Origin of the sequence: Streptomyces sp. ATCC 21386, from assembly GCF_018728545.1 — a bacterium.
Lineage (GTDB): Bacteria > Actinomycetota > Actinomycetes > Streptomycetales > Streptomycetaceae > Streptomyces.
In genome coordinates this window covers 4,595,456-4,617,385 of the sequence record NZ_JAAVVL010000001.1, presented here as the reverse complement: position 1 = coordinate 4,617,385, position 21,930 = coordinate 4,595,456, and the positions used below count along the sequence as shown (strand labels likewise).

Below are 21,930 nucleotides of genomic sequence, written 5' to 3'. Positions count from 1 at the left end.
GGCCAATATGCCGATGAAACCCGTCACCAACGTGCTGGGCCATCTCCTCGGATACTCCGCGTCCCGTCTGCGGAACCCACGCGAGGATCTCAAGGCCGAGGAAGCCGAGCGGCTGCTGGACTGTCTGGTCCAGGCAGGCCCGATCTACATGAAGATGGGCCAGCTGCTCGCCACCAGGTCCGACCTGGTGCCCGGCGAGTGGGTGGAGACCCTGCGCACGCTCCAGGACGACGCTCCCCGCATGGACGCGGCCACCACACGGGCCGTGGTCGAGCGGGAGCTGCGCGCCCCGATGAACAGCGTCTTCCGCGAGTTCGACCTCGAACCGGTCGCCAGCGGCTCGGTCGCCCAGGTCCACCGGGCCCGGCTGCTCGACGGCCGGCAGGTTGCCGTGAAGCTGGTGAAGGACGGGGTGCCCGAGCACATCGACCAGAATCTGCGGCTGATGGGCAGGGGGGTCCGCCTGGCGGAGAGGATGATCCCGGCCGTCGCCGAGTCCGACGGCGTCCGCCGTTTCACCGAGGTCGCCAACCTGTTCCGCTCGCAAGCCGACATGCTCCAGGAGGCGGCCCGGCAGAAGACGGTGTACCGCAACTTCAAGGGCCACCCCTACGTGCGGGTGCCGCAGGTGATACCGGACTTCGTCACGCCCCGCATGCTCACCATGGAGTTCATGGAAGGCATCCGCGGGAACGAGGGCCACCGGGTGCGTCTGCCGCCCGCACAGCTGGCCCGGCGTCTGCAGGACACGATCTACACCATGCTGTACATGCACGGCCTGTCCCACGGTGATCCGCACCCGGGCAACATCCTGTTCTCCGAGCAGGGCGAGTTGATCCTGCTCGACTACGGGATCACCGTCGAGCTCAGCGAGGACGAGAAGTGGGGCCTGTCGTCCTTCTACTACGCGTGCACCCGCAAGGAGTGGGACATCGCGGTGGAGCGGTTCACCGCTCACTTCGTCACCGGCAAGGAGAATCTCACCGAGCGCTGGGACGAATACCGCAAGGAGCTCGTGGCGGCGCTGGAGCATCACTTCGACACCGTCTCGAACCGCTGGTCGACGATCAGCTACTTCCGTGATGTCAGCACCATCCTGCGGAAGTACGGTGCCCGGTACACCACGAGTTTCACCAAGGTCGAGCTCGTGTTCCTGTCCTGCGAGGGTTTCGCCACCCAGCTCGACCCGGACATCAACATCTGGGACAACGCCCGCAAGTTCACGGACCGATACTCCCCCTACATGAGCAAGGAGGTCCGTGAGCGGTTCGACGCGCAGTTCAAGAACCAGATCCCGAGCTCCCTCGAGATGCGGGACCGTGCGAACCGCTCGCTCGTCGCGCCCACCCATATCCACCGCTACTTCTTCCCCAGCACCTACCCCATCTTCGTCAAGGAGGCGCAGGGCGGGCGGGTCCGCGACCTCGACGGCAACGAGTACGTCGACCTCTCCGGCGGGTACGGTCCGCACATCCTGGGCTACTCCCACCCGGTGGTGAACGAGGCGATCAGCACAGGTATCGCGGCCGGCCTGCTCAACGGCATCGGCAACGAGCCCGAGGTCGAACTGGCCGAGACACTCGTCGAGGCGTTCCCCTCCGCACAACGGGCGCTGCTGTGCAACTCCGGCACCGAGTCGGTGCTGCTGGCGATCCGGCTGTGCCGGGCGTACCGCAGGCGCAAGACGGTGGTGAAGTTCGAGGGTCACTATCACGGGTTCTCGGACCAGGGAATGGTCAGTTCGTGGTTCCGCTTCACCGGGGACAAGCACGCGCCCGATCCGATCGCGGGCACCCTCGGCTCGAACGAGGACGTCGTGCGGAGCACCCTGGTGCTCCAGTACGGAGATATCGGCGGCCTCGAACGGCTCAGGGAGCGGCTCGATGACGTGGCCTGCGTCATCGTCGAACCGATGCCGAGTTCGACGACCACTCTCGACCAGGACTTCCTGGCGGCCCTGCGGAAGCTGTGCACCGAGTCGGGTGTCCCGCTGGTCTTCGACGAGGTCGTCACCGGCTTCCGGGTGGCGTACGGCGGGGCCCAGACCCTGGCCGGTATCGAGCCGGACCTCACCTGTCTGGGCAAGATCATCGGCGGGGGTCTGCCCTGTGGTGCGGTGGTCGGCCGGGCCGAACTGGTCGAGATGAGCCGCAGTTCCGAGGACCCGTTCATCGACTACGAGCAGAAGGCGTTCGCCGGCGGCACGCTGAGCGGGAACTCCATGACCTGCCGGGCAGGCACCGCGGTCCTCGCCCACCTGCGGGCCAACCAGCACCTCTACGACGAGTTGGAAGCGAAGACACAGAGGCTGCGCGCCGATTTCCTGGAGAGCACCCGCAAACGCGACATCTCCTGCCGCATCAACGCCCGCGGGTCGATCTTCTCGCTCAACTTCAGCCACCGATCGGCGGGCGTCTACCGGGAGCGGATGGCCGGCAGCAACTTCAAGGCCACCATCGCGCTCGCCTACTACATGCGCCGGCACGGGGTGTACATGCCGGAACTGCACAGCTTCCTGCTCAGTACCGCGCATACCGACGACGACCTGGCCACCACCGGCAAGGCGTTCGACCTGAGTGTGGCGGACATGGCCAACGACGGCTTCTTCGTGACGTGACCGCCGGGCGTCGGCGGACTGTCCTGTCAATCCCGAATGGGGAATGGTGATGATGAGCTCGAAGGGCTCGGAGAAGTGGATTCTGTACAGCACGTGTGACGAGGACTCCGACTCGGAGATGCGGGCTCTGGGTGTCTCGGCCGGCGAGGACGTACTGAGCGTCACGGGCAGCGGCTGCCGCACCCTGAGCCTGGTCGCCAACGACCCGCGTTCGGTGGTGTCGGTGGACACCGCGCCCGGGCAGAACTACCTCCTCGAGGTGAAACTGGCAGCGATCAGGCACTTCGAGTACGACACGCTGCTCGCGTTCCTCGGTATCGACCCGTGCCCGGACCGGTGGCGATTGTTCTCGGAACTCGAGGGGAAGATCAGCCACAACGCGTTCCGCTACTTCTCGCGGCACCGCGGCGAGGTCGAGAGCGGCCTGGTGATGTCGGGGCGGCACGAGAAGTTCTACCGGCGTGTCGTCGCCCCGGCGATGCGGGTCCTGTACGGCCGCGCCATGCGCGACCTGTTCTCGGCCCGCACGCTGGACGAGCAGCGGGCCGTCTATCTGGGCAAGATCGACGGCGTCCTGTGGCGGTCGCTGGTCCGGTACGGGTTCTCCGAGCGTGTGCTGAAAACCGTGCTGAACGACCCCGGCTACCGCATCACGATCGACGTGGACTCCGTGGGCGGCTACGTGCTCGAACGCGTCCACCACTCCTTCATGAACCACCTGGCGAAGGACAACCACTGGCTCGCGTTCACGTTCCTCGGGCGCTACCCGGACCGCGAGACGCTGCCGCACTACCTGTTGCGGGACAACTACGAGGCGATCCGAACCGCGCGCACGAAGGTCGAGATCATCACCGAGAACCTCATCGACTACATGGCGAAGACCCCCGAGGGCTCGCTCGACAAGTTCTCGTTGTCCGATGTGACAAGCTGCATCGACCAGGAGGGGTTCGACCTGATCATGCGTCATATAGTGCGCGCCGGCAGGGTCGATGGGCGGGTGTGCTACCGCAACTTCCTGGCCAAGCACCAGGTGCCGCAGGACGCACGCTCCAGGCTGGTCCGTGACGACATGCTGAGTTCGTCACTCACCCAGGACGACAAGGCGTTCGTCTACGACATCGAGGTGCTCACCTTGAAAAGCTGAGCGAAGGGACGGAGTCCGTTATGCAGGACGAGACGGTTCGGGTGGAGACCTCTGGAGGCCCGATCCACTTACGGCGCACAGGACAGGGTCCGGCTCTGCTCTTCGTGCACGGGCTGATGGTCAACGGGCACGTGTGGGACCCGCTCGTCGCGGGGCTGCGCGACCGGTTCCACATGGTGCTGCCCGACCTGCCGCTGGGCGGGCACCGCACACCGCTCGAACCGGACGCGGACTGCAGCCTGGAGGCACACGCGGCACGCGTGATCGAGATCGCGCGGAAACTGCCGGGGCCCGTCGTACTCGTCGGCAGCGACACCGGCGGGGCGATCTCCCAGATCGCCGTGGCGCGTGAACCGGGGTTGTTCGATCGTCTGGTGCTCCTCCCCTCGGACGCCTTCGACAACTGCCCCCCGAAGCTGCTGGCTCCGCTGCCCGCCCTGGCGGCCGTCCCCGGCGTCATAAGGGCCGTGTCACTCTCCCTGCGTCTGGGCCTCGTCAAGCGGCTGATGATGATGCTCGTGGCGCGCAGCAGGGTGGCGCCGGCGACGATCGGGGAGCTGATCGGCGCGCTGCCCCACGACCGGGCAGTGCAAAGGGACTTCACCAAGCTCCTGAGGGGCCTTCGCCCCGAGGTCACTCGCGCGGTGGCCGGGGAACTGCACCGGTTCCGGGGCCGTGTACTCGTCGTGTGGTCCCGGAAGGACCCCCTCTTCCCGTTCGAGCACGCGCAGCGGCTGGCGGCGTGCTTCCCGCGCAGCTCGGTGGTGATCGCCGAGCACTCACGCGCCTTCGTCTCGCTCGACGAGCCCGACTGGCTGGTCGAGCGCATCACTGAGTTCATCGACGACGGACCGTCGGACGATGCCATGTGAGATGAGAGGTTGAAACATGTCCATCAACTTCATGGTCCCGGAACTGGCCACCGTCGAGCGGCTGTTCCCCGGTCTCGAGCAGCGGCTCCGCGAGGTCCCGGTGGCGGAGCTGGAATCCGAGAAGTCCCCCGGACTGGCCATCTTCCGCGAGCACGGCGGGCCAGCTCTCATGGTTCCCGAGGAACTGGGCGGGCTGGACGCCACCTTGGTGGACGCACTGCACGTCCAACGTGTGCTGGGCGCGCGGTCACCGTCGCTGTCCGTCGCGGCGAACATGCACGTGTGCACGGTGATCGCCATGCCGCCGTGTCCCGCCACCGAGGAACTGCTCGGCGCGGTCGCCGAGAACAACCTCTACCTCGCGTCGGGGTTCGGCGAGGGCAAGCCTGCCGCCAGCATTCTGAAACCCCTGATGAAGGGTGAACGACACGGCGGCGGGTGGCGTCTCAACGGCGTCAAGAAGCCGTGCAGCCTGTCGAAGTCGATGGACTACCTCACGGCGAGCGTCATGCTGACGTCGCCGGAATCGGGAGAGACCGAGATGGCTCTTGCGATCGTCCCGGCCGACACCGAAGGCATCGAGGTGCGGCCGCTCGGGCACTCGCCCGTGCTGCCCGGTTCGGAGACGTGCGAGGTCGTGCTGACCGATGTCGACGTCCCGGACGACTGCATATCGTCACTGGGAGACCCGCAGTCCCTGAACACGGCGCTCGCGACGGTGTTCCATGTCTTCGAGCTGCTGATGTCGGCCAGTTACGTCGGCGCGGCCAGCGGTCTGGTCGAGGCGGTGCTCCAGCAGGGCAGGGGTTCCGCCGCCGAGAGGATGGAGCTCGTCGGTGACCTGGAGACCACCATGGCCTCCCTGGAGGCGGTCGCCAGGGCGGCGACGCCTGGCGGCGACGACCCGCTGGGCGTGGCTCGCGCACTGTACGTGCGGTACTCGGCGCAGCGGACCGTGGAGCGGGTGGCTGCGCACGCCACCGAACTCCTCGGTGGTACGTCCTACATGATCAGCGGTTTCAGCACGATGTTCTTCACGTCCGCCCGGGCCATGGCGTTCCACCCTCCGGCCAGGAGCGCCATGGCCGAGCCTCTCGACCGGTTCATCTCCGGCGAGCCCCTCGTGATGCCGTGACGGCACGCACGCGCCCGTGACCACGGGCGCGTGCGTGCCGTCCGCCGTCATGGGTGGCGGACGGCACGGCCGCGTCGGACTCGTTACCTGCCCCCGACATCACTTCGGACGTGCATATGAAACTTTGCTGCATTCCCTGCGGAGATGAGCCGGATCATTCCCTGAGCTTTCTGACGGCCGCGCTGGGCCCAGAGGTCGAGATCGTCACGATCGAGCCGGGCGGCCCCGGAGACCGGGAGGACGACAGGTCGTACAGGAAGTTCACCGAGGCGGTCGACATCGTCGTCGACCGCCTTCGGCGGCAGGTCGGTGACGCTCCCTATGCCGTCTACGGCTGCGGCAGGGGCGGTCTGATCGGGTACGAGGCGGCGCGCCGGCTCGTGGGGGCGGGGCACCGGTCTCCGCGCCACATGTTCGTGTTCGCCGGAGCCCGGCCGCCGGGCCGGTGCGGCCAGGACGCAAGCACGGGGGAGCGGACGCGCCCCGACCTCACGTTCCTGTCAGCCCTGGTGGGGGCGGTCTGCGTGCCCGAGGAGTTCCTGGAGTTCGACGACGACCGCTCCTGCGCCGGCCCACGGACCCGCGGGGACCGGGAGTGGTCCGGCCGGTACGGCGAGGCGGACCGGGCTCTGCCGCTCGGCTGCCCGGTCACGATGTTCACCGGCGACGAGGAGGCCGGCGACGCGGAACGGGACGCGGAGCTGTGGGCCAGGCTCACCATGGGCCCGGTCACGCGGCTGAAGGTGAGCGGCGGACCGCACACGGGGGACGGCCGGGCGGTCGGCATCGCGGAGCGGATGCGTTCCGTCCTGCTCGGTGACGGCCCCGCCGCGCCCGTGACGGCCGTGACCGCGGAGGTTTTCCGGGAGGCGATGTCCCATCTTGCCTCTCCGGTGACCGTCGTCACCGCCACGGGGGACGACGGAAAGCCGCGTGCGTTCACCGCGAGCGCGGTCTGCAGCCTGTCCGCGGAACCGCCCCTGCTCCTGGTCTGCATGAACCGGACCGGGAGCACCCATGACGTGTTCGCAGCGGCAGGCCGCTTCCTGATCAACGTCCTGACCGACGAACAGGCCGACGTGGCGATCGCCTTCGCGCGGCACGAGCGGGCCGCGGCGGAAGCCGGTCTCGTTCCTCTGGAGGGGGGTGTGCCCGGCGTGCCCGGCGCGTCGGCCAGGTTCCTCTGCGCGCGGGAGCACGTTCTGCCCGGAGGCGACCACAACATTCTCGTCGGCCGACTGGAGACCGTGTCGCTCACCGGCGCACCACCCCTGATCCATTACCGGCGTGGCTGGCACCGGCCCTCGTCGGCGTCGGCGGACCGCTCGCCGGATCCGCGCAGCCAGCTCGTCTGACTCCCACCTGCCCGCGTGCGGCGGCCACCGAGTCGTCCCGGCGGGCGGTCGCCCGTACACCGGGCTGCACCCCGGTGTCGTCGCCATCGCGACGAGGACACCGGGGTGCGTCTGTTCTGCCCGCGTTTCTCCCCGCACCGCGTCACCGGGATCCGCAGGCGGGGTGGGGTTATGCGGCGGGCGGAGCGAAGAGCGCGTCCACCGCGTCCAGTTCCTGCGCACAGCGGCAGGCTCGGTCCTCGGGGAGCCGGGGCACGGTGCTCAGGACGAGACCGCGCAATCGCTCGATGTTGCGGGCGAAGACCTCGTAGACGTCCTCCTGGGCCACGCTCTCCTCGGAGTCGACGCCCGCGTCCATGTCGGTGACCAGGGCCACCGAGGTGTAGCACAGGGCGAGCTCTCGGGCCAGGGAGGCCTCGGGCATACCGGTCATGTTCACCAGTGACCAGCCCGCCGCCGCGTACCAGCGGGACTCGGCGCGGCTGGAGAAGCGCGGGCCCTCGATGACGACCATCGTGCCGCCGTCGGTGACCGGTTCGACCCCGCAGTCGGTGGCCGCCTTCAGGACGGCCGAGCGGCCCGCGTCGCAGTACGGGTCCGCGAAGGACACGTGCGCGACGCTGTCGTCGAAGAAGGTTCCCGTCCGGCCGCTGGTTCGGTCGACCACCTGGTCGGGGACGACGACACTGCCGGGCGGGAGATCGCGGCGGAGCGAGCCGACGGCGCACGGGGCGAGGATCTGCCGGACACCGATCGAACGCAACGCCCAGAGGTTCGCACGGTAGTTGATGCGGTGCGGGGGGTGGTCGTGGCCGCGACCGTGCCGGGGCAGGAAGGCGACCCGGCGTTCGCCCACCGTGCCCACGGTCAGCGTGTCCGTCGGGTCGCCGTAGGGGGTGCTGACCGTGATCTCGGTGGCATCCGACAGCAACTCGTAGAAGCCGGTGCCGCCGATCACCCCGATCTCGGCCGAGGCGGCGGACCGCTGTGCTGTGCTCATGAGAAGAACACCTCTCCGACGTTTCCGTTGTGGCCGCCGGCGGCAGCGTGGAGCGGCCGCAGACGAAGCTGGTCGAGGGCGGGCACCGTCAAGTGACCGGGCACCTCGGGTCCGCGGGGGTCGTGGTCCCTGCGTACGCCGACAGCGGTCCAGCCCGCGGCCGTCGCCGCGTCGAGTTCGTACGCCGTGTCGCTGAGGAAGACGGGCGGCGGGCCGGAGCCACCGATCACACGGCCGATCCGCCGATAGGAGTCGGGATCGTTCTTGGCACCCGCGTTCTCCAGGTCGAACCGTTCGTCCAGCAGCCCGGTCAGGTCTCCGTACACGGTGTGGCCGAACCAGTCCAGCTGGGCCTCGGCGGAGCCCGATGAGTAGGTGAAGACGCGAATCCCGCCCGCCCGCCACCGGCGCAGCGTGCGGGGCACCTCGGGGTAGACGTGCCCGTGCAGGTCGCCCTTCGCGTACCCCTCGGCCCAGATCCATCCCTGGACCGTCTTGAGCGGGGCCGCCTTGACGTCCGCGTCCGACCATGCGGCCAGTGCCGACAGAGCGCCCGTCGCATCCAGCTCCGGACGACCCGCCTCCTTGCGTACGGCGTCCAGCAGGGCCGCGAGCCGGGGGTCGTCACGGTGGCGCCGGAACCAGTCCTCCAGCCGCTTGCGGGCGTACGGGAAGAGCACGTCACGTACGTGCGTCAGGGACCCGGTGGTGCCTTCGATGTCGAGGACCACCGCATGCGCGCGAAGACCGTTCACCGGCCGGACCCGGTGAGGTCGTCCAGCCCGGGGAAACCGCCGGCGATCGGTACGCCGGTGAAGTCGCCGACCCAGCCGTCCTCCTCCTGGAAGAAGCGGATGGCGGCGAAATCGGGGTGCTCGCCCATGTCGAACCAGTGGCGGACACCAGCCGGCACCGACAGCAGATCACCGGCCTCGCACAACACGGCGAAGACCCGGTCGTCCAGGTGCAGGGTGAACAGGCCGCGGCCGTGGGCGAAGAAGCGGACCTCGTCCTCGCTGTGCAGGTGCTCCTCGAGGAAAGTCGACCTGGCCTTTGCGGCGCGCTCACGCCACTCCTCGGTCGGGGCCGGGTGCAGCCGGGCCACGTCGACGAGTTTCATCGAGTCCTGGGCGCACACCTCCTCGATCTCTTCGCGGTAGAGGTCCAGCAGGGCCTGGTCGTCGAGGGAGGGGGTGTCGTCGGTGCGCAGCGGCAAGCGTCGTAACGTGACGCCGTGAGGGGCGAGTTCGCGGATGATGTCCGCTTCGTCGCGGGTATGCAGCAGCACCTTCTCGGGTGCGTCCTCAGGCATGATCTGGAGCAGGGTCACGGAGGTGATTCCTTTCCGGAAGGCGTCAAGCGGCCAGGTGGATCGGGTCCGACTCGCCGGTGAGCAGCAGCAGTTGGCACATGGCCTCGACGCACTCCAGCCGGTTGCGGGCCTGTACCAGGTCGCTTCCCCAGACCGTGATGCCGTGGTCGGCGATGAGAAGCGCCGGCGGTGAAGAGGGGTGCTGGGTCAGATGACCGGCCACGTCCTGGGCGATACGGGCGACATCGGGCCAGTTGGGGAACACGGGCAGCGCGGTGTGGCTGGGGTCTGCGAGGCCCAGTCCCTTGAGGAGTTCCAGGTCCCGCAGGGGCAGCCAGGAGAGGTGGCCGACGGCGCCGATACGACGGGCCAGGGCGGTGGAGTACGGGCAGTGCGCGTGCACGACGGCGCCCGCCTCCTGGACGGACCGGTAGACGGCGGTGTGGACAGCGGTCTCCGCGGAGGGCCGCGGCCCGTCACCGGCCGGTCCGGCGGCCTGCCCGGTGGCGGTGTCCACCAGCACCATGTCCCGCGGGCTGAGGGTGCCCTTGTCCAGGCCGCTGCCGGTGATGAGCGCGCGGGAGTACGGGCCGGGCAGCCGGACCGAGAGGTTGCCGGACGTCCCGGGCATCCACCCGCGCAGGTAGAGATCGCGGGACTGCTCGGCGAGAGCCGCGGCCGCACGTACCCGGTGCTGCTCGGCCGCGCCATCCGGGGGAAGAGCCGACGGCGCGGCGGAGGCGGTCGGCGCGACGGAGGCGGTTGGTCGCAGCACACGCTCCTCGGAGACGAGCGCGGTGATCAGCTCGTGCGGCGTCACGTCGAACGCCGGGTTGAACACCCGGGCGCCCTCGGGGGCGATCCGGACCCCGGCCAGCGTGGTGACCTCGTCCGCCGCCCGCTCCTCGATCACGATCCCGGAGCCGTCCGGCAGTTCCGGGTCCCACGAGGATTCCGGCGCCACGACGACGAACGGGATGCCGTGCCTCGCGGCCGCCACCGCCAAGGCGTAGGTGCCGATCTTGTTGGCGGTGTCGCCGTTCGCCGCGATGCGGTCGGCGCCCACGAGGACGCAGTCCACCAGGGATCCCGACATCGCGGCGGCGGCCGCGGAGTCGGGGCACAGCCGGTACGGCACGCCGGCCTCCTCGAGTTCCCAGGCCGTGAGCCGGGCTCCCTGCAGCAGGGGGCGCGTCTCGTCCACCAGTACCTCGGCGATCCGTCCGCGTGCGGCGAGTTCCAGGACGGCGCCGAGAGCGGTGCCGCCCGCCGCCGTGGCCAGACGACCGGTGTTGCAGTGCGTGAGCACGCGCAGCGGCCGGCCCGGCAGCAGTCCGGCGACGAGGTCGGCGGCGCTGACGGAACAGACACGGTTTGTGGCGATGTCCTCGTCGATCGCCCGCAGCGCAGTGTCGAGCACCACGTCGGGCCCTTCGGGAATACGTTCGACCACCCGGGCGACGGCTTGTGCCAGGTTGACCGCTGTGGGCCGTGCCGTGGCGATCCGCGCGGCGTCGGCGCGCACCGCGGCCTCGTCAGTGGTGCCGCCGGGTGCGGTGTGCCGGTGCGCGGACAGGGCCACGCCCAGCGCTCCGGCCAGTCCGATCGCGGGAGCACCTCGCACCGCCAGCGAGCGGATGGCGTCGATGAGTTCGTCCACCGTCTCCAGCCGCAGCCACCGCATCTCGTGCGGCAGGGCCCGCTGGTCGACGATGCTGATGGCCCCGTCGGACCAGGTGAGCGAGGCGGCGGGAGCGGACGGGGTCCGGCCATCGGGTGAAGACGTCTCGGGCCCGGGCACCGTGGCCGAGTGGGCGGAACGGGTAGTCATGATCCTCCTCTGGTCCGAGCGGACTGCTCCCAGCCGCGCTCAGGGAATGACGGAAGGCGGGACGGGTCCGCCGGCCAGTGCCTCCTGCCGTGCGCCGGGCTCCCGCACCACGTCGGCCCCCTTGCAGAAGGCGAAGCGGACGAGCGAGCGACCGGCCTCCGGATCGGCGTGGAACATGATGGGCAGGCGGAGAGCTTCGGCGACGGCGTGCTGGAAGGGCCGAGTGAAGGTGAGGTACTGCTTGGCGGTCTGCACGGCCGCGGCGAGCTTCGGCGGCGCGGTGACCAAGCCGACCTTCCAGCCGGTGAACGAGAAGGTCTTCCCGGCGGACGATACGGACACCGTGCGCGCACGCATACCGGGCAGAGAGCCGCTCGGCCGGTGCCGGACGCCGTCGTACACCAGGTGTTCGTACACCTCGTCCGAGATGATCAGCTGGTCACGTTCGACGGCAAGCTGGGCGATCGCCGTCAGGTCCTCGTCCTGCAGCACCGAACCGGTCCGATCGTGCGGCGAGTTGAGCGGCAGCAGTCGGGTGCGGGGCGTGATGCCCCGGTGAAGCTCCGCCGGTTCGGGCCGGAACGCCGACGGGCGCAGGATGACCGGGACGCGGAGGGCTCCGGCCATGGCGATACAGGCGGCGCAGGAGTCGTGGCAGGGGTCGAGGGCGATCACTTCGTCGCCGGGCTCCAGGAGCCCCGGAAGCGCCGCCAGTGCCTGGATGGCGCCTGTGGATACGGCCACCCCGCTCTCCGGGTCGTACTCCAGCCCATAGAAGCGCTGTTGGTGCCCGGCGATCGCACGGCGCAGGCCGCGATTCAGCAGGGGCCTGTCCGCCATGTTCCCGTCCACATGTCATGAGTGATACGACAGCGCAGCCGCGGAGAAGGACGATCGGCACGAAATCGGCCGGACGGAACGGGAACGGAGATCCCCGGAGGGGAGTCATGGGCGGGCATTCGAGGTCCGGTGAAAAACGTCGCGCTCAAGTCAGGGGTCATGTACGCCGTATCCGAATCCTGGGGTGATGGCCGGAATACCTGTTGTGTGATCCCGGTCTCCGTACGCCGTTCAGGCCCGACCGGTCGGGAAGCGTTTCGTGGCAGCCTCCAGGGTGCTGCACAGTGATATCGGGGCGCCTCCCCTGTTGATTCAGCCTGCCATCACGCGCTGTTCGCGGACAATGACAACAGTGAGAAATATCCGCCCGTGATCTTCTCGATTCAGGAAGGCCATTGCAGGTTCCCGAGACCTGCGGCTGTCCCGGCCGGGTCTCACGGGCACCGCGCGTGCGGCGCGTGCCCGCGGTGCGGACCGGGACGGAGCCGATTCCTCGTACGGCCGGGCTGCCGAACGGGCTATGTATCCGACGACTGGCCCGTGACCAGGGACCGCAGCCGCAACGAGAGCGCGAGTTCGAGCGAGGACAGTTCCGTGTGCGGCGGCAGCAGCGCCCGCGCGGCCTGCAGTCTGTTTGCGACGGTCCGCTCCGTCAGCCCCAGCTTGAGGGCGGCGGAGCGCGCGGACTGCCCCGACGCGAGATAGGTTTCGAGCGTCTTGCGCAGCACGCTGTGTCTGCTGCCGCCGCCGACGAGTTGGCCGAGGTGCCGGTGGACGAGACTGCGTGCGGCGTCCACGTCGGCCATTCCGATCACCTCGGGGGCAACCTCGTAGAAGTGCGCGCTCCGGCGCTCGGTCTGGTCGCACACGTGATAGGCGGATCGGGCCTCTCGGTGGGCCTGACGAAAACCCCGAACTCCCTTGCCGGGCCCGCCGGTTCCCAGCCGGATGTGCGGCGTGCGTTCCAGAACCGCCTCGTGCACCTGTTCCGGCCCCACCGAGCTGAACCACGCCCACACCACGCCGCGGTCGACGAAGACGGAGAGGGCGGAGTCTCCGCGTTCGCGTGCGAACTCGGCGAGCGTTCTCGCCGCCGCACCCGAGGCCACGACGGCGACGTGCTCGGCGTTCAGGTCGTAGAAGGGGAGTTCGGCGGCGGAGTCGGCGTGGTTCAGGACGGTCCGTACTGCCTGGAGCCGTAACGTGTTCTCGTCCATGGTGCTCGCTCGAACAGCCTCCGTGTATTCATCCGTCACCAGCTCGGTGACCAACGCCATCAGATGGGAAAGCCGGCTACAACAATGCTGTAAGCCGGGCAGTACGTCGGCTTCCGGAAGGTCCGCCTCGTGCGCGGCCTGGAAGAACGCGTCCTGAACGACCCCGTGGGCAATCCGGTAACTGGCGACCAGGTCATTCAGCGGCGTCTCGTGCAGTGCTGCAATGCGGGCGATGTGCCGTGCCTCGGGTGACCGGACCGGCTCCTGTAACGAGTCCCGGATCCCTCGTACAGTGCGCGCGAAAAGCATCTTGGTCTCCGACCGCACCACCGTCACCAACGCGGGATCCCTACTGAGGGGGCTGTCCGGAATTCCATCACGCCACACCGCAGTGAGGATGTCCTCAACCACCACCCATTGATTCTTTACAAGCCAATCGGTCAAAGCTTCGACTGTGCCCTTGAGATTTTCCACGCTGAGAACATCCTTTGCGATTCATTCGGCCTCGTTGTACGTAGCCCCAGTGCCGACGGCCTCGACGATCCCCTCCGCGGGGGTGGACGCTCGGACGGGCCTCCGAGCAGACCCAGGCCGCCCGTCATCGGGCGCGCGTGACGTCGCCGAATACGGGCAGCGGGGTGTCTGCCTGCAGATCGACGGCGGCGGTGCCCCTGCCGCCCATGACGGTGAGTGCGTCGAGCACCGGTGTCCTTGGCCAAAACTCATCCGTCCTCGTGAGGGCTGGTGCACCGATGGCGTCGAGCGCGGGCCCTTGGGCGGGTGCGGTGCTCTGGGCACCTGATGAACCGAGCAGGATGATCTGTCGTGCTGCTTCGACTTGCCTGTCTGGGTGTGGCCAACGCGTTCGCCCTGCCGCGGCTTTCGCCCTGCCGCGCCTGCCGCCGGTGAGCCACCGGGACGGGGACGCGGAGACCTCGCGCTGCGTCATCAGCTCACGGTGCTGGGAGGCCGGATCGGCCGAGATCGGGTGCGGTTCGCCCCGGGGTGGAGTTGCTGAGAACGACGGCCGGGTGGCGATCGGCCATGAGGGCTCTCCTTGATAGGGATCCAGGGCGAAAGTAGTCAAACAAAAAAGTAGGTAGCCAGCAACAAACCTTTACCACAGCGCCATGAGACGATGACCATCTTCGGCCGCCCGCGTCGCGACGGGGGCCGGAGGTGACTGACAGTCAAATTCCCTAAGGTTTGGGTCTCCCCGTGGCTTCCGCACCGACTCCGCCCCCCGCTCTGCCCGTTACCAAGCAAGCCCGCGCCGAGGTCTCCACGCGGCGGCTCCTCGATGCCGCGCAGGAGCTCATTGCCGAAGTGGGCTATGAACGCGCGACCCTGGCACTGATCGCCGACCGGGCCGGCTACAGTCACGGCTTGATCACCCGGCGCTTCGGCTCGAAGGAGAACCTGCTCCACGCCCTCATCGAGCGTGCGACGCTCACCTGGTGGGACCGGGAGGGCCACGCCAAGGCCACCGGGCTGACCGGACGCGACGCCGCTCTCGTCGTGATCGATTCCGTCCTGTACGGATACCGCCGCTCCCCCGACGCGATGCGCGGCATCTGCGCACTGATGTTCGAGGCGCTCAATTCCGTGGCCTCCCTGCGCGAACGCATTCGGCGGTTGCATCGCACGCTCCGGCACGACGTGGCGATGAGCCTGCAGCAAGGCATCGACGACGGCACGATCGGTCGGGCCGTCTCCCCCGACGGAGTCGCGCGGCTCCTGGTCAGCGGCCTGTGCGGCGCGGCCTATCAATGGCTGCTCGAGCCCGACGAGGTCGACCTCGAGGCGGCGCTGCTCGACGTGCGCCGCGCGGTAGAGCAGATGATCCCGCTGCTGGACAGCGACCTCTGAAGATGAGGACCGGCGGGACTGTAAATCGTTCGGCTCTGGCCCGTAGTCGGTGGTGACGCCGAGCAGCAGTCCTTGATCATGATCCTGTGGTGGATAGCAACTCCCTTATGGGGACGGTTTTTTCGGGGCTTTCGGCGCTGGTCGTCGAGGACATGGCGGACGGCGGCGTCGGCGCAGGTGCTCGCGGTAGGGGTCTACGGGGGTGGGCCGGAAGGCGGGGGCGATGCGCAGGGCCTGGGGTTCGGGCATGCGGGCGTAGCGTTTGGCGGTGTTCAGTGCCTGTTTGAGGCGGCGGGAGCAGTCGAGCAGGCCGACGCCCTGGCCGAGGAGATCGTGGATCTTGTTCCAGCGTTCGGGTGTGGTCTGCTCGCGTACTCCGCCGGGGCGGAGCGGAGCGGGGCGGGGCGGGGCAGGGCGGGGCAGGGCGGGGCGGGGCGGGGCGGGGCGGGGCGGGTTGATGGTGGCCCAGCATCCGTCGTGGGCGCGGACCTCGAGCTGGACTTTGTCGCAGAGACTTCGCCAGAGGTGCCATCGGTCGCTGACCTGCACTGCGTCGGACAGGGCTCGGCGGCCGGTCTCGGCATCCGTGATGATCGTGGCGTAGCGGTGGCGGCGGCGCAGGGCGAAATCGTCCACGCCGATCAACCGCGGGATGGCCTACTGCGGCAGCGGCAGGCGCCGCGGATGGCGCAGCGCGTACTCCGGGAAACGGCACGGCCACGCCCCGGGTCCGGGCCGAGTCCACCACCGCGTCGCCGTGCCGAGGAACCCGCCGTTCCGGTCACCCACCTCCTCGAAGAGATCCGGGAGTTGGGCTGCACCGGCAAGCGCCAACCCGCTGGTCCGCTACCTCAACCAGGGCCGCGCCGAAGGCGACCGCCCCGTCACCACCCCACGTCACGCCAGCCGCGTCCTGAGTGGAGCACTGGGCAAATATTCGGTAGCCGGTGTTGAGGCAGTCCACGACGTTGCGGCCGAGCCGGTCCACGGCGGCAGCCACCGATCCGTCGTACGGACCCCTCTCATCGTGGAGCCAAGGGCCCAACTTCGGCCGGGTCATCCGACGTAGCTGGCTTCATCCGCGACAGCCGTCGCACGCCGAGCAGGCACTTTCCGCATCCGCCATTAAGGGCGTTCGATCATGTTCAGGTCCGTACCGCGCAAGACTTCTCTGTTTCGAACACGCTAGGTACGGAGACTTGGCGGCCGCGCCCAGGACGATCTTGCTCAGCCCAGGAAGCTCAGTCGCACCTGGCGGTTCGGATTGTCCCGGTTGGTGTCGACCAGGCACACCGACTGCCACGTCCCCAGTTCCAGCCTCCCGCCGATGACCGGCAGTGTCGCGTGGGGCGGGACGATGGCGGGGAGGACATGGTCGCGGCCGTGGCCGGGGCTGCCGTGCCGGTGCTGCCAGCGGTCGTCGGCGGGCAGCAGGGTGCGCAGGGCGGCGAGGAGGTCGTCGTCGCTGCCGGCGCCCGTTTCGATGATGGCGATGCCGGCCGTGGCATGCGGGACGAAGACGTTGAGGAGGCCGTCCCGGCCGTCCGCGGCCTCGCGGAGGAACGCCTCGCAGTCTCGGGTGAGGTCGACGATCCGCTCGCGAGAGCCGGAGGCGACGTTCAGGACTCGGGTGGTGAAGGCATCGGACATGGTTCCATCCTCGCGCACCGAGTGGGTGCCAGCGGGGACCCGCCGACGCGTCAGTGACCAGGCGCCGTGAACAGCCGCTCCGCGAGCGGCGGCGCCACACGTCGCTCCGCGGCATTGCGCCCAGGGCGCTCCTCCCCTCCCCCAGAGCTGGATTCCCGCCGCAGGAGTCCCCCGCAAGGCTGCTGCCCTGGCATCCGCGCGGCTCGCCATGCACGTAGAAGGGCTCACCCGTTCCTTCGACGGCCTCCAACGCCACGGCCAGTTCGACGAGTTCGTAGCCCTGCTGGGCCGCGACGGCTGAAGGCTGGCCACCACGGCGGCAGGTCCCCCGGGAAGATCCGGCACCCCCTCCCCGTTGGTAGAAGCATGAACGACATGCGTGAGGTCGAGGTGGTCGTCATAGGCGCCGGCCAGGGAGGTCTGGCCGCTGCCTACCACTTGCGCCGCACCGGTTTCGAGCCGGAGCGCGACTTCGTCGTGCTGGACCACTCCCCCGCGCCGGGCGGCGCCTGGCAGTTCCGCTGGCCGTCGCTGACGTACGGCAAGGTGCACGGGATGCACGCGCTGCCCGGCATGGAGCTGACGGGAGCCGATCCGGCCCGGCCGTCCTCCGAGGTCGTCGGGGAGTACTTCACCGCCTACGAACGCACCTTCGACCTGCGGGTACGGCGGCCCGTGGACGTCCGCGCGGTGCGGGAGGGCGAGGGCGGGCGGCTGGACGTCGAGACCTCGGACGGTTCGTGGTCGACACGGACGCTGATCAACGCGACGGGGACGTGGGACCGGCCGTTCTGGCCGCGCTACCCCGGCCAGGAGACCTTCCGGGGACGGCAGTTGCACACCGCCCAGTACCCCGGACCCGAGGAGTTCGCGGGCCTCCGGGTGGTTGTCGTCGGCGGAGGCGCGTCCGGGACCCAGCACCTGCTGGAGATCGCGCCGTACGCTGCCGCGACGACCTGGGTGACGAGGCGTGCGCCTGTGTACCGCGAGGGACCGTTCGACGAGGGTGCGGGACGGGCGGCGGTCGCCCTGGTGGAGGAGCGGGTGCGGCAGGGGCTGCCGCCGAGGAGTGTCGTGTCGGTGACCGGGCTGCCGCTCAACGACGCGATCCGGCAGGGCATCGCGGACGGCGTCCTGGACCGGTTGCCGATGTTCGACCGGATCACCCCCGACGGCGTGGAGTGGGACGACGGCCGCCGTGTGGAAGCCGACGTCATCCTGTGGGCGACCGGTTTCCGAGCCGCCGTGGACCACCTGGCCCCGTTGCGGCTGCGGGAGCCCGGTGGCGGCATCCGCGTCGACGGCACGCGCGCGGTCGCCGACCCCCGCGTCCACCTGGTCGGCTACGGCCCTTCGGCGAGCACGATCGGCGCCAATCGTGCCGGCCGTGCGGCGGTGCGGGACATCCGGCGGCTCCTGGCGAACGACCCGGCCGCCGCCTGACGTCCCCACCGACCCGGCCGCGCCTCTCGGCTCGCCCGGCCCTCGGTTCAGCCGACCTTCTCAGCTCGCCCGGCGTCTCGGTCGGCCGACCTCTCGGCTCAGCCGGTCGCGGGTGAGGAGGAGGCCGAGGGCGACCCGGTGACCGCCCCGGCCCCCGGTGACGCCGCCTTCCTGCGGTTCTGGTTGAACTCGGCGACATTGCGCAGGTGTTCCTGGTAGTTCGCCGTGAAGCGGGTGTCGCCCGGCTTGACCGTGACGAAGTACAGCCAATCGCCCGTTGCCGGGTTGACGGCCGCACGCATCGCCGCCTCACCCGGGTTGGCGATCGGGGTGGGCGGCAGCCCCATGCGCCGGTACGAGTTGTAGGGGCTGTCGATCTTCGTGTCGTCCACGGTGGTGTTCAGCGTGGAGCGGTTCAGGGCGTAGTTGATGGTGGAGTCCATCTGCAGCGGCATCCCGCGCTCCAGGCGGTTGAAGATGACCCGGGCCACCCGGCCCATGTCCTCCTCGGTGGCCGCCTCGGCCTGGATGATGCTCGCGATCGTGACCGCCTGGTAGACGTTCATCGCGTTGCGCTGGGCCCCGGCCGTGACCTGGCCGCCGTTGAACTTCTTGTTCGCGGTCTCGACCATGACCGCCAGCAGGGACTCGGGGGTCGACTTCTCCCGCAGCGGATACGTCGCCGGGAAGAGATAGCCCTCCGGGTTGCCCTCGGCGTCGTCGGGCAGCATCAGGCTGGCCTTGGACAGCGACTTCCTGGTGGATCCGGCGGGCAGCGCGAGGGCCTTGTCGACGGCTTCGTAGACCTGGCCGGAGCGCCAGCCCTCCGGGATCACCAGGGACGTCGGGCGCTCTTCCGCGCCGCCGCCTCCCCCCACGCTCAGCAGCGGCACCGCCACGGCGGTGGCCGCCACGACGGCCCCCGCCGCGATGAGGGCGGCCCGGCCCCGACGCGTCAGTCGAATCGTGCTCCGTGGCGGAGTGTTCATCTGCATGCGGGCACGGTAACCCGCATATCACCTCAAAACCGGCATGACCCGGCATATCTTCATCTTGTCGGCTCCAGTTTCGGCACCTTGGCCACCTCGCGGGCGGGCGTCAGCCGCGCGTCCCGCCGGACCAGCGCGGCGTACCGCCCACCGCTCTCCAGCAGTTCCTCGTGCGTACCGCGCTCGACGGCACGCCCGGAGTCGAGCACGACGATCTGGTCGGCGCCGCGGACGGTGGAGAGGCGGTGCGCGATGGTGACGGTGGTGCGGTTGGCGGAGAGGGCGTCGATGGCCTCCTGCACAGCGTGCTCGGTACGGGTGTCCAGGGCGCTGGTCGCCTCGTCCAGGATGAGGACCGGCGGGTCGCGCAGGATGGTCCGGGCGATGGCGAGCCGCTGCTTCTCCCCACCGGAGAAGCGGTGGCCGCGCTCACCGACGACGGTGTCGTAGCCGTCGGGCAGGGCCGCGATGTGGTCGTGGATCTGGGCCGCCCGCGCCGCCGCGTACAGCTCCTCGTCGGTGGCGTCCGGCTTGGCGAAGCGCAGGTTGTCGGCGACCGAGGCATGGAAGAGGTACGTCTCCTGCGAGACGACGCCAATGCCGCGGGCCAGCGTGTCGAAGTCCAGGTCGCGGACGTCGACCCCGTCGAGGGTGACCCGGCCGCCCGTGACGTCGTACAGCCTCGGCACCAGCGCGCCGAGCGTGGACTTGCCGGCACCGGTCGGCCCGACGACGGCGAGGCTGCCGCCCGCCGGAACGATCAGGTCGATGCCGTCGAGGACGGGGCGCGGCTTCGCTTCGCCGCCGGAGCCGCCGGGGCTGCCGTTCTTGCCGAGGCCACCGGCTCCGCCGGGGCCGCCAGGGGCGCCAGGGCCCTCCGCGTCGTAGCGGAACTCGACGTTCTCGAAACGGAGTTCGCCCTTGATCCGGTCGAGGTGGACCGGATGCTCGGACTCGGTGATGTCGATCGGCAGGTCGAGGTACTCGAAGATCCGCTGGAAGAGGGCGAGCGATGCCTGGATCTGGACACCCGTGGACAGCAGGCTCACGGTCGGCCGGAACAGGTTCTGCTGCAGCGAGACGAAGGCGACGAGCGTGCCGACGGAGACGGACGGGCCGCCGAGTTGGAGCGCGATGCCGGCGGTCCAGTAGATGACGGCGGGCATGGCGGCCATGACGACCGTGATGACGGCCATGCGCCAGCGCCCGGCCATGTTGGCCCTGACCTCCAGGTCGACAAGCCCTTCCGACTCCTCGGCGAAGGACTTGGTGAGCGAGTCGGCGCGGCCCATGGTGCGTCCGAGCAGGATGCCGCTGACGGAGAGCGACTCGGTGACCGTCGCGGCCATGGCGGCCATCTGGTTCTGCCGCTGCGTGGTGATCTTCTTGCGCTCGTCTCCGACCCGGCGGCTTATCCACACGAAGAGAGGCAGCAGGAGCAGGGTGACCACGGTGAGCCGCCAGTCCAGGGCGACCATCGCGACGACGGTGGCGACCACGCTGGTGGTGTTGGACACCAGGGAGGTGGCCGTGGAGGTGACGGTTGCCTGCATGCCGCCGATGTCGTTGGCGATGCGGGACTGGACCTCGCCCGTCCGCGTCCGGGTGAAGAAGGCGAGCGACATCCGCTGCAGTCGGCCGTAGACGGCGGTGCGCAGATCGTGCATGACCCGCTGACCGACGGTCGTGGAGATCAGCGTCTGCAGGACGCCGAAGATGCTGGTCAGGACGGCACTCAGGATCATCCCCAGGGCCAGCAGGCTCAGCAGCCCGGTGCGGCCCTCGGGGATCGCGGTGTCGAGGATCTCCTTGAGGAGGAACGGTGTGGCGACCGACGCGAGCGACGCGGCGCCGACGAGGAGTCCGACGATCGCGAGCCGACCCCGGTAGGGGCGGAAGAGCTTCAGGATGCGGCGCACCTGTCGGGGCTGGTCTCGCGTGTCGGCGGACGGCGCCCGGGTGGGTGCGTGGGGTTCGTGGTCGGGATGCATGGGCTCCTACGGGAGGTGAGGCGGATGGGGAGGTACGAGGTGAGTCGCGATGAGGGGACTTCTCGAAGCCTTGCGGAGCTTAGCTCATTGTTACCTATACTCACAATGAACATCGTCCTGATATTGTTCCCGGTATGACCGACCCCGACGGCGACGGACTGCTCGCCGAGCAGTTGCTGCGGCTCACCCGCCGTGTGCACCGCATCCAGAAGCGCCATCTCCAGCAGAGCGGGTTGGAGATCACCCCTGCGCAGTCGCGACTGCTGCGCGCCCTCTCCCACTACGACGCGCCGCCACGAATGGCCGATCTCGCCGAGCGGCTGGAGGTCGTGCCACGGGCCGTGACGACCCTCGTCGACGCGCTGGAGGAGAGCGGGCGGGTGCGCCGGGCGCCCGATCCCACCAACCGGCGAGTCATCCGGATAGAGGTCACGGACGAGGGCCTCAAGGTCCTGCGGGAGCTGCACCACGCGCGCCGCTCGGCGGCGGAGGAGATCCTGGCGCCGCTGTCGGACGACCAGCGGGGGGTCCTCGAAGGCCTGCTCGACACGCTGGTCGACGGCGCGCCGACGGCGGAGCGGCGCTGCTGAGCGGAGGCGCCGAGCAGGCGTACGGGGAAGGGCCCGGCGCGTAGTTCGCGCCGGGCCCTTCCCCGTACGGAGTGT

The 21,930-nt window shown here is 69.4% G+C and carries 16 protein-coding genes and 3 pseudogenes; 9 read left to right on the top strand and 10 right to left on the bottom strand.

Translation table 11 applies throughout. From position 1 onward, the window contains the following. Positions 1-7 precede the first annotated feature (7 nt). The 5 genes from GWK25_RS19700 (at position 8) to GWK25_RS19680 (ending at position 7,123) form a co-directional block, all read left to right on the top strand. Positions 8-2,617: an aminotransferase class III-fold pyridoxal phosphate-dependent enzyme gene (locus GWK25_RS19700; protein WP_215451862.1), complete on the top strand. Its 2,610-nt coding sequence runs from the start codon at positions 8-10 to the stop codon at positions 2,615-2,617. Positions 2,618-2,666: 49 nt separating this feature from the next. Then, a complete protein-coding gene (locus GWK25_RS19695; protein WP_251828939.1) occupies positions 2,667-3,761 on the top strand; it encodes a DUF3419 family protein in 1,095 nt (364 codons plus the stop codon). Between the two features lie 20 nt (positions 3,762-3,781). Further along, on the top strand, positions 3,782-4,633 hold the full coding sequence (locus GWK25_RS19690) for an alpha/beta fold hydrolase (RefSeq protein WP_215451861.1): 852 nt from the start codon (positions 3,782-3,784) through the stop codon (positions 4,631-4,633). A 16-nt stretch (positions 4,634-4,649) separates the two neighbouring features. Then, positions 4,650-5,768, top strand: a complete 1,119-nt coding sequence (locus GWK25_RS19685; protein ID WP_251828938.1) for an acyl-CoA dehydrogenase family protein — start codon at positions 4,650-4,652, stop codon at positions 5,766-5,768. Positions 5,769-5,884: 116 nt separating this feature from the next. Next, on the top strand, positions 5,885-7,123 hold the full coding sequence (locus tag GWK25_RS19680) for a flavin reductase (protein ID WP_251829960.1): 1,239 nt from the start codon (positions 5,885-5,887) through the stop codon (positions 7,121-7,123). 169 nt (positions 7,124-7,292) lie between these two features. On the opposite strand, the gene GWK25_RS19675 is transcribed toward GWK25_RS19680, so the two are convergent. The 6 genes and pseudogenes from GWK25_RS19675 to GWK25_RS44545 form a co-directional block, all read right to left on the bottom strand. Then, positions 7,293-8,123: an S-methyl-5'-thioadenosine phosphorylase gene (locus tag GWK25_RS19675; RefSeq protein WP_215451859.1), complete on the bottom strand. Its 831-nt coding sequence runs from the start codon at positions 8,121-8,123 to the stop codon at positions 7,293-7,295. Further along, the gene (gene mtnC / locus GWK25_RS19670; RefSeq protein WP_215451858.1) at positions 8,120-8,878 is read right to left on the bottom strand and encodes an acireductone synthase; all 759 of its coding nucleotides are present in this window, start codon (positions 8,876-8,878) and stop codon (positions 8,120-8,122) included. The genes GWK25_RS19675 and mtnC overlap by 4 nt, the downstream gene beginning before the upstream one ends. Next, on the bottom strand, positions 8,875-9,453 hold the full coding sequence (locus GWK25_RS19665) for an acireductone dioxygenase (protein ID WP_215451857.1): 579 nt from the start codon (positions 9,451-9,453) through the stop codon (positions 8,875-8,877). Before GWK25_RS19665 ends, mtnC begins: the two co-directional genes overlap by 4 nt. 25 nt (positions 9,454-9,478) lie before the next feature. Next, positions 9,479-11,266, bottom strand: a complete 1,788-nt coding sequence (gene mtnA, locus GWK25_RS19660) for an S-methyl-5-thioribose-1-phosphate isomerase (RefSeq protein ID WP_215451856.1) — start codon at positions 11,264-11,266, stop codon at positions 9,479-9,481. Between the two features lie 39 nt (positions 11,267-11,305). Continuing rightward, positions 11,306-12,076, bottom strand: a pseudogene (locus GWK25_RS19655) (aminotransferase class I/II-fold pyridoxal phosphate-dependent enzyme); the annotation flags it as partial. 548 nt (positions 12,077-12,624) lie between these two features. Next, positions 12,625-13,797 (bottom strand): helix-turn-helix domain-containing protein, encoded by a 1,173-nt coding sequence (locus tag GWK25_RS44545; RefSeq protein WP_215451854.1) that lies wholly within the window; start codon positions 13,795-13,797, stop codon positions 12,625-12,627. A 744-nt stretch (positions 13,798-14,541) separates the two neighbouring features. Between GWK25_RS44545 and GWK25_RS19645 the strand changes: the two genes are divergently transcribed. Then, a complete protein-coding gene (locus GWK25_RS19645) occupies positions 14,542-15,192 on the top strand; it encodes a TetR/AcrR family transcriptional regulator (RefSeq protein ID WP_215451853.1) in 651 nt (216 codons plus the stop codon). A gap of 162 nt (positions 15,193-15,354) precedes the next feature. Here GWK25_RS19645 and GWK25_RS19640 read toward each other — a convergent pair. Continuing rightward, a pseudogene (locus GWK25_RS19640) lies at positions 15,355-15,888 on the bottom strand (hypothetical protein); the annotation flags it as partial. A 57-nt stretch (positions 15,889-15,945) separates the two neighbouring features. On the opposite strand from GWK25_RS19640, the pseudogene GWK25_RS43560 reads away from it, so the two are divergent. Then, positions 15,946-16,108 (top strand): annotated as a pseudogene (locus GWK25_RS43560) (ISL3 family transposase); the annotation flags it as partial. A gap of 311 nt (positions 16,109-16,419) precedes the next feature. Here GWK25_RS43560 and GWK25_RS19635 read toward each other — a convergent pair. Further along, a complete protein-coding gene (locus GWK25_RS19635) occupies positions 16,420-16,842 on the bottom strand; it encodes a secondary thiamine-phosphate synthase enzyme YjbQ (protein ID WP_215451852.1) in 423 nt (140 codons plus the stop codon). 366 nt (positions 16,843-17,208) lie between these two features. Here GWK25_RS19635 and GWK25_RS19630 point away from each other — a divergent pair, with 366 nt between their 5' ends. Beyond that, the gene (locus GWK25_RS19630; RefSeq protein WP_215451851.1) at positions 17,209-18,285 is read left to right on the top strand and encodes an NAD(P)-binding domain-containing protein; all 1,077 of its coding nucleotides are present in this window, start codon (positions 17,209-17,211) and stop codon (positions 18,283-18,285) included. Between the two features lie 98 nt (positions 18,286-18,383). Here the strand turns inward: GWK25_RS19630 and mltG are convergent, their stop codons facing one another. Both mltG and GWK25_RS19620 read right to left on the bottom strand, forming a co-directional pair. Then, a complete protein-coding gene (mltG, locus tag GWK25_RS19625) occupies positions 18,384-19,280 on the bottom strand; it encodes an endolytic transglycosylase MltG (protein ID WP_215451850.1) in 897 nt (298 codons plus the stop codon). A gap of 53 nt (positions 19,281-19,333) precedes the next feature. After that, on the bottom strand, positions 19,334-21,265 hold the full coding sequence (locus tag GWK25_RS19620; protein ID WP_215451849.1) for an ABC transporter ATP-binding protein: 1,932 nt from the start codon (positions 21,263-21,265) through the stop codon (positions 19,334-19,336). Between the two features lie 134 nt (positions 21,266-21,399). Here GWK25_RS19620 and GWK25_RS19615 point away from each other — a divergent pair, with 134 nt between their 5' ends. Beyond that, positions 21,400-21,855 carry a MarR family winged helix-turn-helix transcriptional regulator gene (locus GWK25_RS19615; protein WP_215451848.1) on the top strand — a complete coding sequence of 152 codons (456 nt, stop codon included), beginning with the start codon at positions 21,400-21,402 and terminating at the stop codon, positions 21,853-21,855. Positions 21,856-21,930: the final 75 nt, after the last annotated feature.